Annotated in this window: 13 protein-coding genes; 7 read left to right on the top strand and 6 right to left on the bottom strand. The window is 68.6% G+C overall.

Translation table 11 applies throughout. The features are described from left to right. Nucleotides 1-42: 42 nt before the first annotated feature. Nucleotides 43-1,101 carry a CDP-glycerol glycerophosphotransferase family protein gene (locus VG561_RS17145; protein WP_032958279.1) on the bottom strand — a complete coding sequence of 353 codons (1,059 nt, stop codon included), beginning with the start codon at nucleotides 1,099-1,101 and terminating at the stop codon, nucleotides 43-45. On the opposite strand from VG561_RS17145, the gene VG561_RS17140 reads away from it, so the two are divergent. After that, the gene (locus tag VG561_RS17140; protein WP_014648559.1) at nucleotides 1,100-1,906 is read left to right on the top strand and encodes a glycosyltransferase family 2 protein; all 807 of its coding nucleotides are present in this window, start codon (nucleotides 1,100-1,102) and stop codon (nucleotides 1,904-1,906) included. The two genes, VG561_RS17145 and VG561_RS17140, sit on opposite strands and share 2 nt — an antisense overlap. A gap of 30 nt (nucleotides 1,907-1,936) precedes the next feature. Here VG561_RS17140 and VG561_RS17135 read toward each other — a convergent pair whose 3' ends face one another. The 5 genes from VG561_RS17135 to def all read right to left on the bottom strand — a co-directional run bounded on the left by VG561_RS17135 (nucleotide 1,937) and on the right by def (nucleotide 7,970). After that, on the bottom strand, nucleotides 1,937-3,193 hold the full coding sequence (locus VG561_RS17135) for an O-antigen ligase family protein (protein ID WP_014648560.1): 1,257 nt from the start codon (nucleotides 3,191-3,193) through the stop codon (nucleotides 1,937-1,939). 152 nt (nucleotides 3,194-3,345) lie between these two features. Then, nucleotides 3,346-5,055, bottom strand: a complete 1,710-nt coding sequence (locus VG561_RS17130; RefSeq protein ID WP_111206757.1) for an ArnT family glycosyltransferase — start codon at nucleotides 5,053-5,055, stop codon at nucleotides 3,346-3,348. Between the two features lie 23 nt (nucleotides 5,056-5,078). Next, nucleotides 5,079-6,410 carry a 16S rRNA (cytosine(967)-C(5))-methyltransferase RsmB gene (rsmB, locus tag VG561_RS17125; RefSeq protein ID WP_414611767.1) on the bottom strand — a complete coding sequence of 444 codons (1,332 nt, stop codon included), beginning with the start codon at nucleotides 6,408-6,410 and terminating at the stop codon, nucleotides 5,079-5,081. A gap of 3 nt (nucleotides 6,411-6,413) precedes the next feature. After that, nucleotides 6,414-7,337 carry a methionyl-tRNA formyltransferase gene (gene fmt / locus VG561_RS17120; protein WP_423179826.1) on the bottom strand — a complete coding sequence of 308 codons (924 nt, stop codon included), beginning with the start codon at nucleotides 7,335-7,337 and terminating at the stop codon, nucleotides 6,414-6,416. 120 nt (nucleotides 7,338-7,457) lie between these two features. Continuing rightward, nucleotides 7,458-7,970 carry a peptide deformylase gene (def, locus tag VG561_RS17115; RefSeq protein WP_014648564.1) on the bottom strand — a complete coding sequence of 171 codons (513 nt, stop codon included), beginning with the start codon at nucleotides 7,968-7,970 and terminating at the stop codon, nucleotides 7,458-7,460. Between the two features lie 126 nt (nucleotides 7,971-8,096). Between def and VG561_RS17110 the strand changes: the two genes are divergently transcribed. From VG561_RS17110 to VG561_RS17085, 6 genes are all read left to right on the top strand, one after another. Continuing rightward, entirely contained in the window at nucleotides 8,097-9,227 is a 1,131-nt protein-coding gene (locus VG561_RS17110) for a LysM peptidoglycan-binding domain-containing protein (RefSeq protein WP_032958270.1), read from the top strand. A gap of 129 nt (nucleotides 9,228-9,356) precedes the next feature. Further along, complete coding sequence (gene dprA / locus VG561_RS17105; RefSeq protein ID WP_014648566.1) at nucleotides 9,357-10,484, top strand: DNA-processing protein DprA; 1,128 nt, start codon at nucleotides 9,357-9,359, stop codon at nucleotides 10,482-10,484. Between the two features lie 43 nt (nucleotides 10,485-10,527). Then, the gene (locus VG561_RS17100; protein WP_005419622.1) at nucleotides 10,528-11,001 is read left to right on the top strand and encodes a DUF494 family protein; all 474 of its coding nucleotides are present in this window, start codon (nucleotides 10,528-10,530) and stop codon (nucleotides 10,999-11,001) included. Nucleotides 11,002-11,040: 39 nt separating this feature from the next. After that, complete coding sequence (locus tag VG561_RS17095) at nucleotides 11,041-11,805, top strand: pilin (protein ID WP_014648567.1); 765 nt, start codon at nucleotides 11,041-11,043, stop codon at nucleotides 11,803-11,805. Nucleotides 11,806-11,854: 49 nt separating this feature from the next. Beyond that, entirely contained in the window at nucleotides 11,855-12,784 is a 930-nt protein-coding gene (locus VG561_RS17090; protein ID WP_049408647.1) for an RDD family protein, read from the top strand. Between the two features lie 193 nt (nucleotides 12,785-12,977). Beyond that, a complete protein-coding gene (locus VG561_RS17085; protein WP_069117783.1) occupies nucleotides 12,978-15,470 on the top strand; it encodes a DNA topoisomerase I in 2,493 nt (830 codons plus the stop codon). Nucleotides 15,471-15,492 lie beyond the last annotated feature (22 nt).

Here is a 15,492-nt window from a genome sequence, read left to right as displayed (position 1 = left end):
CCCCCCCCCCCCCCCACTACCGCGAGCGGGGTCGGCGAGGCATCAGCGCTGCGACGGCCCCCAATATCCCAGGTCCTTGCGGATCTGCAGGTCGCGCACCCAGCTGCCGAAGGGCTTGCGCCGCAGCACGCCCATTTCACCGGACAGGAAATCCTCGGTGGCGGCGATCACCCGCTCGCTGGACAGGCCATCGCGGTACGGATGGATGGCGTCGGCGTAGCGCACGATCTCCGCCTGCAGCGCGGCGTCGGGATGCAGCGCGCGCTGCAGCATCGCCGGCAGCTGCGCCGGGTCGTCGAAGTCGATCATGTGCGGCTTGGGCACGCGGTTGCGGAAGGTCACCACCGGCTTGTGCTGGACGATGAACTCCGAAACGATCGACGAGGTGTCCGACACCAGCACATCGGCGGCGCGCTGCGCGGCCATCACCTGCTCCGGCTCGATGAAGCGGGCATGGGCACCGGCCAGCGCGCGGTAGCGCTCGAACAGTTCCGGTGGGCACTTCGGGTGCAGGGTCAGCAGCCAGTAGCGCTCACCGCCAGCGATATCGGCGGCGATCTGCGCATGCAGGTGGGGCGCTGCGCTCAGGCGCTCGGTGAAGGTCGAACCGAACAGGATCACCGGGCGCCCGCCCGCCGCTGCGCGCAGCGCGGCGCTCTCGCCACCGTCGTCGCGGAACAGCGGGTCGAGCTTCGGCCAGCCGGTCTCGGCTACGGCGAAGTGGCCCTGCAGGGCGGCGATCTCACGGAACGGAGCGGTGGTGGCCGGCCCCTGCGTGCAGTACAGGTCGAACATGCCGCGCACCCGGAAGTGGCCGCGCGCACTGTCGCGCTTCTCCACGTTGAAGCCATGGAACAGCTGTACCTTGGCGCCGGACAGGAAGGTCGGCACCCAGTTGGCGGCGCTGAACACGGCACGCGGCCGCATCGCCAGGGCCTGTTTCAGTCCGATGTTGGGCACGCCCGGCAGGCTGCTGGCGGCAGCGCCGTCCTCGAACCAGGCCGCCACCTCCTGCCCGGAGGCGTGCAAGGCCTGCGCCAACGGGGCGAGAATAGGCAGCGCATAGCGCTCCGTCGCAAACAACAGGTACCCGGCCATCATGTCCTCCACGACCGCTCCCATCGAACGGCCTCGCATCTCGGCCTGCATTATCGCGTTCAACGAGGCCGGCCGCATCGGCGACTGCCTGGCCTCGCTGGCCTTCTGCGACGAAATCATCGTCGTGGACTCGTACTCCACCGATGCCACCCTGGCCATCGCCGAGGCCGCAGGCGCCCGCGTGCTGCAGCGCGCGTTCGATGGCTTCCGTAGCCAGAAGGCCTACTGCGTCGAGCAGGCAAGCCACGACTGGGTGCTGTGCCTGGACGCCGATGAGCGGATCAGCCCGGAACTGCGCGCAGCCATCGAACGGGCCCGCGACGGTGGCTTCGCCGGCCATGCCGGCTATCGCTTCGCGCGCCTGTCGGAGTACTTCGGCAGGTTCCTGCGCCATGGCAACGCCTACCCGGACCGGGTGATGCGCCTGTTCGACCGCCGCCGCGGCGGCTGGCGCGGCAAGCGCGAGATCCACGAGGCGGCCAGCGTCGACGGCAGCGTCGGCACCCTGCGCGGCGACCTGGTCCATTACCCGTACCGCTCCCTGCAGCAGCAGCTGGCCAAGACCGAGAAGTACGCGCGGATGATGGCCGAGCACGAGTTCGCACGCGGCAAGCGGGCCACGCTGGGCAAGCTGGTACTGGCGCCGGCCTGGCGGTTCTGGCGCGGCTTCGTGTTCCGTGGCGGCTTCCGCGACGGCTGGCACGGCCTGGTCTACGCCTACGTGCGCGCCAACTACGTGCGGCAGAAGACCATCATGCTGTGGATGCTGGGCAACGGCCAGCCCGTGGCCGACCCGCCGAACCCCTGATCGCCGGGGCCCGCCCGGCGCGCCGACGCATCACGAGCCGGTGATCGCCCGGTGGCGCGCGCCTTCGACGATCGACAGGCCGGTCAGCAGGCCGACCAGGGTCACGTAGAAACTGGCCGTCATCTGGTGCGCGAACATCGACTGGGTCAGCCCGCACAACGCGTAGGTGATCACCAGCATGACGCCGGCAGCGGCCGGCCCGCGGAAGGTCGCCCGTCCGCTGCGGCGATGCAGGCGCACGAACAACCACAGCGGGATGCCATACACCGCCAGCAACAGCAGCAGGCCCGGTACACCCTGGGTCGCCGCCCATTCGGCCACGTCGTTGTGGGCATGCCCCAGGTGGCAGCGCAACTCTTCCGGGTTCTCCCGGCAGACCGGCACGCGCTGCATCGCGCTGTCGAAATGACCGATGCCAACACCCACCAGCGGATGATCGAGGAAGGTCTGCCAGGCTACCTGCAGGCGCTCGACGCGGGCACCGGCGGAAGAATCACTGTCGCCCAGCTCCATCCGCTGCACGTCGCTGTGCAGCTCGCTCAGGCGGACCTGGTGGCGCAGCTCCGGCACCGACAGCAGCAGCGTCGCACCGATCGCCAGCATCCCGGCCAGCACCGACAGGCGCGCCGCACCGGTACGCCAGCGCAGGCTCAGCGCCAGCACCACCAGCAGCGCCAGCAAGGCGGCGAACACACCGCGGCTGCCGGTCAGCACGATGGTGCCGCAACCGGCGGCCATGCCGAGGATCACCAGCGACCAGCGCCGCGACGGCCGGCAGAACACCAGCAGCACCATCAACACCATCACGATGTCGGCCAGCACGATGGCGTTGGTGAACAGCTCCGCGCGCGGGGCGCCGCCCAGCACCTGCCACAGCGACATCACGAAGGTGGCGAGCAGGCCGGTCAACGAGCCGTACCAGAGCCACCGCAGGCTGGGACGCAGCGCGCAGATCCACAGCGCGATCCATGGGATCACCACGAATCGCGAACGGTTGTCGACGTCACGCAGGCCCTGTTCGAACAGCACCACCGACAGTACGCCGAGCGCCAGCACCGCCAGCATCAGCCAGACCAGCACTTTCACCGGCTGGCCGGCCATGCCCCGCGCGCGCCACAGCAGCTCCGGCGCCAGCAGGGTGCTGAGCAGCAGCAGGAGACCGTACGGCAACAGGTTGATCGGCACGGTCAGCACCAGTGCCGGCAGGCAGAACAGCCCAAGCTGGGCCAGCCCGTGTGCAACCCCGTGACGCCCACCGACGGGAACGCCCAGCGGGTCGCCGGCCATGAGGTTCAGGTTGTCCGGTGAAGCTGGCACGTCGGGAAGTATCGCTGCAATCTGCTGGAAGAATGGGACGGGCCAACGCGGGCCGTCCCAGCCTGCTGTTTTACTGCCTTTGGACCCGCTTGGGCAGACTGGACAAGCGGAAATCGTGCTGGCTAGTCATGTTCCTGCAAACGCCGTTCACGTTCCCGCTCCTCGGCAGTGACCACGCACGGCACCGTCACCGCCGCTGCCGGCACCAGCCACCAGCGCCGCCGGTTGGCCACGCCGGCCAGTTCGGAGCGGTTGCGGTCGACGCACGACAGCATCGCGTACTCGTGGACCAGCAGCCAACGACGTCCGGGTGCCAGCCGCTGCCAGCGCGTGGCCGCCACCAGCTGCTCGTCCCAGTCAGTCTCGAAACCGAAGGTCGCTGCGGGACGGTCGGCCAGCAGCAGGTGCTGTTCCTTCCAGGCCACCAGCCCCAGCTCGGCATCGGGGCCCAGGCGGGTACCGACCGCGCGCATCAGGCCACGGGCCGAACTGGAATCGTTCAGCAGCGGGTAGCCGACCAGGCTGTACAGCACCCAGACCACCGCCAGGGTCGACACCAGCGCAAGCTGCCGGCGACGGCCACAGGCCAGCAGGCTCAATCCGCCCCACAGGCCCATCGCCAGGATCGTCCACGCCAGCGCGTCGACGGCCCCGGGGGCGAGCCCGCGGCTATGGGTCAGGCGCAGCTCGAAGGCCGGGTCACCCAGCACCGCCATCGCGCCAGCCACGGCCAGGCCCAATGACAGCAGGCCGGTGAACAGCCCCACCACGGCCTGCACATCGCGTCGCTTCAGCAACCCCGGCAACAGCGGTGCCAGCACCAGGCAGAACATCGGCAGCGCCGGCAGGATGTAGACGTCGCGCTTGCCGGCGGGAATCGAGAAGAACAGCACCACCATCAGCCACCAGGCCAGCGGCAGCAGATAGCGCGCGTCGCGGCGTTGCAGCCGGCGGCGCCAGGCCGGAATCGCCCAGGGCAGGGCCAGGAATGCCGGGATCCACATCAGCGGCATCGTCGCCAGGAAGTACCAGGCGGGCTGGTGGTGATCCCAGGAATGGGTGTAGCGCCGCGCCGTCTGCTGGAACAGGATATCGTCCATGTAGGCGCGATATTCGTCCGAGCCGGTGGCAAAGCCGGCCAGCAGCATCGGCGCCAGCCACAACGACACCGCCAGCAGGAAGGCCAGCGGCGCCAGCCAGAAGCGCGCGTCGCGCGCGTGCAGGCCCACCCGTGGCCACCGCAGCGCCGTGGCGATTGCCGCGGGCACGATCATCAGCAGCGCCAGCATGCCCACGCCCTTGGTGATCACGCCGATGCCGGCGAAGAACCAGCCCAGCCACCACCAGCGCCAGGCCGGCCCCAGCAGCAGGTGGCGCAGCAGGCCGTAGTTGGCCAGGGTGATGAACAGCAGCAGCAGGGGATCGATCTGCGCCTTCTTCGCCTGGAAGGTGAACTGCAGCGCGAACAGCAGCGCCCAGCCGGCATACAGCCCCACCCGCCGCGTCCACAGCCGCCGGCCCAGGTCGACCACGCACCACAGCGTGCCCAGTGCCGCCAGCAGCGACGGCAGCAGGAAGGCCACGCGCCACTGCCCGACCAGGCTGTACAGCGTGGCCTGCCACCACATCAGCATCGGCGGCTTGTCCGAGTACAGCTCGGTCCCGCGGTGCGGGAACAGCCAGTGGCCGCTGTCGAACATCTGCTTGGCCACCAGCGCGAAGCGCGGCTCGTCCGACGGCCACGGATCACGAAGGCCCAGCCCGGCCCCCAGCACCAGCAGGGCCATCACCACGAACAACCACGTCTCGCGCGACGCGCGGGATTTCAGCATGGGACTCGCAACGTCAGCGGGGGTCAGGCCGTTTTTAGCAGACGCGCGTAAAAGAATCCGTCAGCATCGCTGTCACCCGGCAGTCGCTGGCGCGCGATCCCCTCGCAGTCCAGGCCGAATCTGTCATCCAGCGACTGTGCCACCGCGTCCGGATGCCACTTCAGGAAGGCCCGCACCTGATCGATGTTCTCGGCGCGCAGGATCGAACAGGTGGCGTACAGCAGCACGCCGCCCGGGCGCAGCATCGACCAGCAGGCCTCCAGCAGGCGGGCCTGCACGCCGACCAGCGCATCGATATCCTCGGCGCGGCGGTGGAACATCACGTCCGGCTGGCGGCGGATCACGCCGGTGGCCGAACACGGAGCATCCAGCAGGATGGCGTCGAACGGTGTGCCATCCCACCACGCACCGGGGTCGCTGGCATCGGCCACCCGGGTCTGCGCGCCCTCACCTACACCGGTGCGGGTGTAGGTATCGCGGGCACGCGCCAGGCGACGCGCATCGATATCCAGCGCCAGCAGGCGCAGGCTCGGGTCACGCTCCAGCAGGTGCGCCGACTTGCCACCCGGTGCCGCGCAGGCGTCCAGAACGCGGGCGCCGGACGCCGGTGCCAGCGCGTCCGCCGCACATTGCGCCGACAGGTCCTGCACCGACAGCGCACCGTCGGCGAACCCCGGCAACTGGTTCACCGCGATGGGCGCCACCAGGCGCAGCGCGTCGGCGCTGAGCGGGCTGGCTTCGGCAGCAATGCCGGCCTCGGCCAGCGTGGCCAGCGCCTTGTCACGCCCCCCCTGCTGGCGGTTGGCACGCAGCCACAGCGGCGCAGGCTGCAGGCTGGCAGCAAAGATCGCCTGGGCCTGGGACGGCCAGTCGCGCTCGACGGCATCGGCCAGCCACGCCGGAAAGGCGTCACGCGCAGGCTGCTCCGGGAACCCCTCGCGCTGCGCGCGGCGCAGGATCGCGTTGACCAGCCCGGCCTGGCGCTCACGGCCCAGCGCGCGGGCGGCGTCGACCGTGGCCGACAGGGCCGCATGCGCCGGCAGTTCCAGCACGTCCAGCTGCGCGAAGCCCACCATCAGCAACGTGCGCAGGTCGGCATCACGCGCCGACAGCGGCTTCTGCATCCACGACTGCAAGGCAGCGTCGTAGGTACTGCGGCGGCGCAGGACTGCAAAGCACAGCGCTTCCAGCAAGGCCCGATCACGACTGTCGGCCAGCTTGGGCAGTGCCCAGGCCAGTTCCGCCTTCAGCGAGCGGCCACGGGTGAACACCTGCGCCAGTACGCGTGCGGCCAGCATGCGGGTGGCCGCGCCCGGCGCCGCCTTGGCGACGGAGAAATCATTCTGCTTCGACACCGCTTATGCCCCCACGTGCAGGTCGCGGCGGGCATTGAGGTAGTCGGCGGCGGTGATCGCCTTGCCGCCTTCGCGCTGCAGCGTGCGCAGGCGCAGCGCGCCCTGGCCGCAGGCGATGTCGATACCATCGCGGCCGGCCGCCAGCACCGCCCCCGGCGCCTGGCCGTGGGCCAGGTCAAGAGCGACCGCGCCGTGGATGCGCACGCGCTCGCCGGCCAGCGTGGCCTCGGCGATCGGCCACGGATTGAAGGCGCGCACGGTGCGCGCCAGTGCATCGGCGTCCTGCGCCCAGTCCAGGCGGGCTTCGGCCTTGTCCAGCTTGTGCGCGTAGGTCACGCCCTGTTCGGGCTGCGGCCGCGCGATCGGCTTGATGCCGGCACGCAGCAGGCCCAGGCCGTCGGACAGCACCTGTGCGCCCAGTTCGGCCAGCTTGTCATGCAGCTGGCCGCCGGTATCGGTGGCCGCGATCGGCAGCTCCTGGTGCAGCAGCACCGGGCCGGTATCCAGGCCGGCTTCCATCTGCATCAGGCACACGCCGGTCTTTGCGTCACCGGCCTGGATCGCGCGCTGGATCGGCGCGGCACCGCGCCAGCGTGGCAGCAGCGAGGCATGCACGTTCCAGCAGCCGTGGGTCGGGACCGCCAGTACCGCCCTGGGCAGGATCAGGCCGTAGGCGACCACCACCATCAGGTCCGGCTGCAGGTCGCGCAGCTGCCGCTGGGCAGCTTCATCCTTCAGCGATTCGGGCTGGTAGACCGGAATGCCACGGGCCACGGCTTCGAGCTTGACCGGCGACGGTGCCAGGCCACGGCCGCGCCCGGCCGGGCGATCAGGCTGGGTATAGACGGCCACGACCTCGTGGTGGCGCGCCGCGGCGCGCAGCGACGACACCGCGAATTCCGGCGTACCGGCAAAGACAATCCTCATGGCTACCCCACTTGCAGGATGGATTCGTGCAGGAAAGAAAACGGCGCCGTCGGCCGGCGCCGTACAGCCCGCGCGCGTCGCGCAGGCACGGGCCACCCGGAGGGCGGCCCGGATTGGCGATCACGCCACGTGCTTGCGCTGCTTGGCCAGCTTCTTGCGGACCATCTCGCGCTTGAGCGGCGACAGATAGTCGATGAACAGCTTGCCGTCCAGGTGGTCCATCTCGTGCTGGATGCAGGTGGCCAGCACTTCACCGGCCTCCAGCTGCTGCTCCTGGCCGTTGCGGTCCAGGTACTTCACGGTGATGGTGTCAGCGCGGGTCACGTCGGCGAAGATGCCCGGGACCGACAGGCAGCCCTCCTGGTACACCCGGCCCCCGTCCTTGGCGACGATTTCCGGGTTGATGAACACATGCGGTTCATTCTTCTCTTCGCTGACATCGATGACCATGAAGCGCTTGTGCACGTCCACCTGGGTGGCGGCCAGGCCGATGCCCGGGGCGTCGTACATGGTCAGGAACATGTTGTCGATCAGTTCCTGGAAGGCCGGCGTGGTGACTTCGGCGGCGTCGATCAACGCAGCCTTGGTACGCAGGCGCGGATCGGGGAACTCGAGAATGGGGAGAAGGGCCATGGCTGTTTCCGGGTAGGGGGCCGGCACGCCGGCATACGTCGCAGATTCTAGCTCCAACGCTTGCCTTGCGCCCCGGTTTCTGGACTATAGTGCGTGGACCTGTTGGGGAATCAGGGCTTCACACCTATGTTGCTTCGTTTTCGTACGGTCGTCGCCGCGGCGATGCTGACCGTGGCTGCCTATGCTACCGCCGTGGAAGTGAATGGCGGGCACCCGGACACCTATGTGGTCCGAAAAGGGGATACGTTGTGGGATATCGCCGCACGTTTCCTGCAGAAGCCTTGGCTGTGGCCGGAGATCTGGCAAGCCAATCCGCAGATCGCCAACCCGCACCTGATCTATCCAGGTGACGTGCTGAGCCTGGCCTACCTGGACCGGGTGACCGTGTCCCAGGCCGGTCCGCGCCAGGAGGCCCCGATCGACGCCATTCCGCTGGCCCAGGTCGAGCCGTTCCTGAAGCAGCTGAGCGTTGTCGACAGCGTCAAGCAGCTGCCCTACGTCGTCGGCCTGGAGGACAGCCGCCTGCGCGTGTCCGGTGGCGACACCGTCTACGTGCGCCTGGCGGATGCCCAGGTGGGCCAGCGCTGGGCCGTGGTACGCCCGACCGTGCGTTACGCCCAGCCCAAGCCGACCGAGGACCTGACCGCCAATGGCGACGTCACCCCGGGCAGCGGCAACCTGTGGAAGGCCTACAACGCACCCAACGCACGTCGTGGCGTGCTCGGCTACGAACTGGCCCAGGTCGCCACCGGCACCATCACCCAGATCGCCGGCGGCAAGGTCGAGGCCTCCACGCTGGTGCTGGACAAGAACGTCGGCGGCCGCGAAGTGCGCGCCGGCGACCGCCTGGTGCCGGTCGAAGCCCGGCCGTACGACCTGCAGTTCGTGCCCCACGTACCCGCTGCGGGTGTCGAGGGCGTGGACGTGCGCGTGCTGGCGGTCACCGACATGTTCACCGCCGGTGGCCCACGCGACGTGATCGCGATTTCGGCCGGCCGTGCCCAGGGCGTGGACAACGGCACCGTGTTCTCGCTGTGGCGCCCGGGCCGCCATGTAGCGCACCGCATGAAGTACCCGACCTCCTCGCGCATGGACGACTCGCTCAGCACCGGCGCAGGCCGGGTCTCGCTGCCGGATGAATATGCCGCGCATGCGATGGTGTTCCGCACCTTCGACAACGTCAGCTACGCGCTGGTGATGCAGGGCGTGAAGCCGGTGCAGGTGGGTTACAACGCGCTGCACCCGGACGCGAAGTAACGGTTGCCGGACTGCCCCGGCCACCACTGGAGTGCCGGCCGCGGGCCGGCAGGCACCTCCGGCAAAACCTGACAGCCACATGCGAAGGCGCCCTAGGGCGCCTTTGTTGTGTGCGGCCGATAGTGGGGGATGACCACACATGCATACGAGGCGCTGCTGCGCCTGTTGATGGCGGGAGGCGCACTGGCGTCCCGACGGGCCCTGCTGCAGGCCGCGGGCGATGCGGAAACCGCCATCGCGCAAGGCACTGCGACCTGGCGTGCGCACGGTTGCACGCCGGAGCAGTGCGCCGCCCTGGAACGCCCCGATACCCGGGCCTGGACATCCGCCCGGCGCTGGCTGGAACAGGACAACCATCACCTGCTGCCGTGTACCGATCCGGCCTTTCCGCCATCACTGCTGGAGGTACCCAACCCGCCGCTGGCGCTGTTCGTGGCCGGTGATCCCTGCCTGGCCTGGCGCCCTTCGGTGGCGCTGGTCGGCAGCCGCTCGCCCACCCCGGGCGGGCGTGCACTGGCCGCGCGTTTTGCCGGCTGCTTCGTCGAGGCCGGCCTGGCGGTGACCAGCGGCCTGGCCGCAGGCATCGATGCGGCCGCGCACCAGGCTGCGCTGGAGGCCGGCGGCTGCACCATGGCAGTGATCGGCACCGGCCCTGACCGGGCCTATCCGGACAGCCACGCGCGGCTGCAGGCGCGGATCGCCGCCGAAGGCGTGGTGCTCAGCGAGTACCTGCCGGGCACGGCTGCCCGTCCCAGCCACTTCCCTGCGCGCAACCGGCTGGTGGCCGGACTGGCGCTGGCCACCGTGGTGGTCGAGGCCGCGCAGCGCTCGGGCGCGCTGATCACCGCGCGCCTGGCCGCCGAGGCAGGCCGCGAGGTCTGTGCCCTGCCCGGGTCGGTGCTCAACCCGCGCGCGACCGGCTGCCATCGCCTGATCCGCGAGGGCGCGGCGCTGGTCGAGCGCCCCGAGGAGGTCCTGGAACTGCTCGCCCCCGCCCTTCGCCAGCAGCTGCCGGGCTTGCAATCGCGGTTGGCCACCCCCACTGAACAGGCACCGCCGGCGCTCCTGCCGGCGCGCTGGGCCGACGACCCTGACTACCAGTGCTTGTGGCGGGCGCTGGACCACAACCCAAGCGGTATGGATTCACTGATCACGCGTTGTGGATTGACGGCGTCACAGGTGTCCTCCATGCTGCTGGCCATGGAACTGGCGGGAATCGTGGTGTGCGTACACGGCCGCTACTGTCGAACTCCCTAGTTTCTTCACCTCCACAGCGTCGCGCGACGCAGGCCGAGGGGCAATGAAAGAGAGCATCCTGGATGTACTGCTGTACCTGTTTGAACACTATTTCAGCGAAGATGCGGACCTGATCCGTGACCGCGATTCGCTCCAGAACGGCCTGATCCAGGCCGGTTTCAGCCCCACCGAGATCAACAAGGCGTTCGACTGGCTCGATGCCCTGGCCGCGCAGCGGCCGAGCGTGGCCCAGGCGCGGGTCGATGGCCCCGTGCGCATCTACCACGGCCCCGAGCTGGACAAGCTGGACGTGGAATGCCGCGGCTTCCTGCTGTACCTGGAACAGCACGGCATCCTCGACGCCGACCAGCGCGAGCTGGTGCTGGACCGGGCGATGGCCCTGGACCAGGACGAACTGGACCTGGACGACCTGAAGTGGGTCGTGCTGATGGTGCTGTTCAACCAGCCCGGCTCCGAAGCGGCCTACGCCTGGATGGAGACGCAGATGTTCATGGACGAGCCAGAACCCCTGCACTGACCGTACACTTGGGGGCATAGCGCATTCAGGAGCGTCCCCGTGAGCGAGTGGTTCCACGCAGAAGGCAACCGGCAGCAAGGCCCGCTGCCGGCGGAACAGTTGGTCGAGTTGTTCCGCAACAACCAGATCTCCCTGGACACCCTGGTCTGGCGCGACGGCCTGCCGCAATGGCAGCCGTTGCGCAGCGTGGTCGATGAGCTGGGCCTGATCGTGCCGGCGCTGGACGTCGCCGCGCCGGCCGTGGAACCCGAGCCGGAGCCCGAACCGGAACCGGTTGCGCCGCCGCCGCCGCAACCACCGGTGCTGCCACCGTCCACGCCCTATGCCACGCAGACCCCGGCCGGGGTGCTGCCGCCGCCGAAAAAGAAGCTCTCCGGCTGCGCCCTGACCGCGATCATCGGCGGCGGCCTGCTGCTGGTGCTGGTGCCGGTCATGGCCATCCTCGCGGCGATCGCCCTGCCTGCCTACAACGACTACACCGTGCGTGCCAAGGTTGCCACCGCGGTCAATGCCCTGCAGCCGCTGAAACAGCAGGTGCAGCACTTCGCCGACGACGAAGGCCGCTGCCCCGGTGCCAACGATGCCGGTTTCCCGGCGCCGGGTGATTTCACCCAGGCCGGCCTGTCGGCGGTGAACATCGGCCGCTTCAACAACGGCCACTGCGGCATCGAAGCAACGCTGGCCGTGCCCGGCAAGAGCCTCGATGGCGACCTGCTGTGGCTGGAATATGATCGCGACAGCGGCCGCTGGGAATGCAGCGGTGAAAGCGACGACAAGTACCTGCCGCCGTCGTGCCGCGGCTGAGCCACGCGCACGGCAGCACCTCCAAGGACGATCCAACAGGGAACATGCAATGACCGAGTGGTACTACGCCGAAGGACAGCAACGCCAGGGCCCGCTGCCGGTCCAGGAAATCCGCCAGCGCTTCCAGCGGGGCGAACTGAACCTGGACACCCTGGTCTGGCGCGAAGGCATGGCCCAGTGGGCTGCACTGCGCCAGGTGGTCGATGAGCTCGGCCTGCAGACACTGGCCGATGCCAGCACGGCCACCGCCAGCGGCGGCTTCGACCTGCGCGGCGACTACGCCGCCATCGACAACGGCACTGCACCGCTGCCTGGCACGGGTGCGCTCAGCAGCTCGCCCTACAGCGCCCCGGCCGCTTCCGGTGCCGGTGGCCCGCAGCCGGTGATCGGCGGCGAGGTGGTCTACGCAGGCTTCTGGAAGCGCGTAGCGGCGTACATGATCGACTACTTCGTGCTGGCCATTCCGGGCGGCATCATCGGCGCCATCATCGGCGTGGTGCTTGGCGCCAGCATGGGCGCGGTGGGCAGCGGCGAGACCTCCATCGAAATCGTCGCGCAGGTGGCCAGCGCGCTGATCAACATGGCCATCGGCGTTGCCTACTACACCTGGTTCCATTCCTCGCAGGGTGGCGCCACGCTGGGCAAGATGGCGGTCGGCATCAAGGTCGTGCGCAGCAACGGCGATCGCCTGACCAAGGGCCGCGCCTTCGGCCGCTACTGGGCCATGCTGCTGAGCAGCTTCACCCTCGGCATCGGCTTCCTGATGGCCGCCTTCACCGAGCGCAAGCAGGGCCTGCACGACATGATCTGCGACACCCTGGTGGTCGACCGCTGGGCCTACACCGACCAGCCGCACCTGCAGCGCCATGAGCTGGGCACGGTCACCATCGTGATCCTGGTGCTCACCGGCCTGCTGGTGCTGGCGGGCCTGGTGGTGCTGGTGGCCGCGGTCGGCTTCATCGCCAAGATGGCCTCATGAACGGCCATCCTCACGTCTGGCTGCTTGACAGGGGCTGGCCGGGCGTGATTCCTCTAATAAGGTGAAACCTGAACGCCCGGCACACTACCGGGCGTTCAGCGTATTGATTTGTCCGTGGCCGCTTCACTAATGCGGCCGTTTGCTCCACCCTAGCGGCCCCTCCCCTGCGGCTCGCCCCACAGACACTGCTGCCATGCCCAAGCACCTGCTCATCGTCGAATCGCCGGCCAAGGCCAAGACGATCAACAAATACCTCGGCAAGGACTACACCGTCCTGGCCTCGTATGGGCATGTGCGTGACCTGATTCCGAAGGAAGGCGCGGTCGACCCGGACAACGGGTTCGCCATGCACTACGACGTGATCGACAAGAACGAAAAACATGTCGACGCGATCGCCAAGGCCGCCAAGGGCGCCGACGACATCCTGCTGGCGACCGACCCGGATCGCGAAGGTGAAGCGATCAGCTGGCATATCGCCGAGATCCTGAAGGAACGCGGGCTGGTCAAGGACAAGCCGATGCAGCGCGTGGTGTTCACCGAGATCACCCCGCGCGCCATCAAGGAAGCGATCAGCCAGCCACGCGCGATCGCCAGCGACCTGGTCGATGCCCAGCAGGCGCGCCGCGCGCTGGACTACCTGGTCGGCTTCAACCTGTCGCCGGTGCTGTGGCGCAAGGTCCAGCGCGGCCTGTCCGCCGGCCGCGTGCAGAGCCCGGCGCTGCGCATGATCGTCGAGCGCGAGGAAGAGATCGAAGCCTTCATCGCCCGCGAGTACTGGTCGATCGCCGCCGAGTGCGCACACCCGTCGCAGCACTTCAACGCCAAGCTGATCAAGCTGGACGGGCAGAAATTCGAGCAGTTCACCATCACCGACGGCGACACCGCCGAAGCCGCCCGCCTGCGCATCCAGCAGGCCGCGCAGGGCTCGCTGCATGTCACCGACGTGGCCAGCAAGGAGCGCAAGCGCCGCCCGGCGCCGCCGTTCACCACCTCCACCCTGCAGCAGGAAGCCTCGCGCAAGCTCGGTTTCACGACCCGCAAGACCATGCAGGTGGCGCAGAAGCTGTATGAAGGCGTGGCGATCGGTGACGAAGGCACCGTCGGCCTCATCTCGTACATGCGTACCGACTCGGTGAACCTGTCGCAGGACGCGCTGGCCGAAATCCGCGACGTGATCGCCCGTGATTACGGCATCGCCTCGCTGCCCGACCAGCCGAACACCTACCAGACCAAGTCCAAGAACGCCCAGGAAGCGCACGAGGCGGTGCGCCCGACCTCGGCCCTGCGCACTCCGTCGCAGGTCGCCCGCTTCCTGACCGACGACGAGCGCCGCCTGTACGAACTGATCTGGAAGCGCGCCGTCGCCTGCCAGATGATTCCGGCCACGCTCAACACGGTCAGCGTCGACCTGTCGGCTGGCAGCGAGCACGTGTTCCGTGCCAGCGGTACCACCGTGGTGGTGCCCGGCTTCCTGGCCGTGTACGAGGAAGGCAAGGACAACAAGAGCGCCGAAGACGAGGACGAAGGCCGCAAGCTGCCGGCGATGAAACCGGGCGACCGCGTGCCGCTGGAACGCATCCAGGCCGAGCAGCATTTCACCCAGCCACCGCCGCGCTACACCGAAGCGGCGCTGGTGAAGGCGCTGGAAGAGTACGGCATCGGCCGTCCGTCGACCTACGCCTCGATCATCCAGACCCTGCTGTTCCGCAAGTACGTGGAAATGGAAGGCCGCAGCTTCCGCCCGTCCGACGTCGGCCGCGCGGTGTCCAAGTTCCTGTCCAGCCACTTCACCCAGTACGTGGACTACGACTTCACCGCCAAGCTCGAAGACGAGCTCGACGCCGTCTCGCGTGGCGAAGAAGAGTGGATCCCGCTGATGGCCCGCTTCTGGGAGCCGTTCAAGGAGCTGGTGGAAGACAAGAAGGAATCGGTGGACCGCGCCGAGGCCAGTGGCGCGCGCGAGCTCGGCACCGACCCGAAGACCGGCAAGCCGGTCAGCGTGCGCCTCGGCCGCTTCGGGCCTTACGCCGCCATCGGCAGCACCGCCGAGGACGCCGAGGAGAAGCCGAAATTCGCCTCGCTGCGCCCCGGCCAGTCGATGCACACCATATCCTTGGAAGACGCGCTGGAACTGTTCCTGATGCCACGCGCGCTGGGCGAGGACAACGGCGAGCCGGTCAGCGTCGGCATCGGCCGCTTCGGCCCGTTCGCCAAGCGCGGCAGCACCTATGCCTCGCTGAAGAAGGAAGACGACCCGTACACCATCGACCTGGCCCGCGCCGTGTTCCTGATCGAAGAGAAGGAAGAGATCGCGCGCAACCGGATCATCAAGGAGTTCGAGGGCAGCGACATCCAAGTGCTGAACGGCCGCTTCGGCCCGTACATCAGCGACGGCAGGATGAACGGCAAGATCCCCAAGGATCGCGAGCCGGCATCGCTGACCCTGGCCGAAGTGCAGCAGCTGATGGAAGAAACCGGCAAGCCCGTGCGCAAGGGCTTCGGCGCCAAGAAGGCTGCCGCGAAGAAGGCACCGGCCAAGAAGGCGGCGGTGAAGAAGGAAGCGGCGCCGAAGAAGGCCGCAGCCAAGAAAGCGCCTGCCAAGAAGGCGGCGAAGAAGGCCGTGGTAAAGAAGGCCGCTGCAAAGAAGGCACCGGCGAAGAAGGCCGTCAAGAAAGCCGCGAAGTAGATTCACGCCATGCGTGGATAAG

Source organism: Stenotrophomonas sp. CASM110, assembly GCF_049384345.1.
GTDB classification, from domain to species: domain Bacteria; phylum Pseudomonadota; class Gammaproteobacteria; order Xanthomonadales; family Xanthomonadaceae; genus Stenotrophomonas; species Stenotrophomonas muris.
This window is presented reverse-complemented; position numbering and strand designations above follow the sequence as displayed.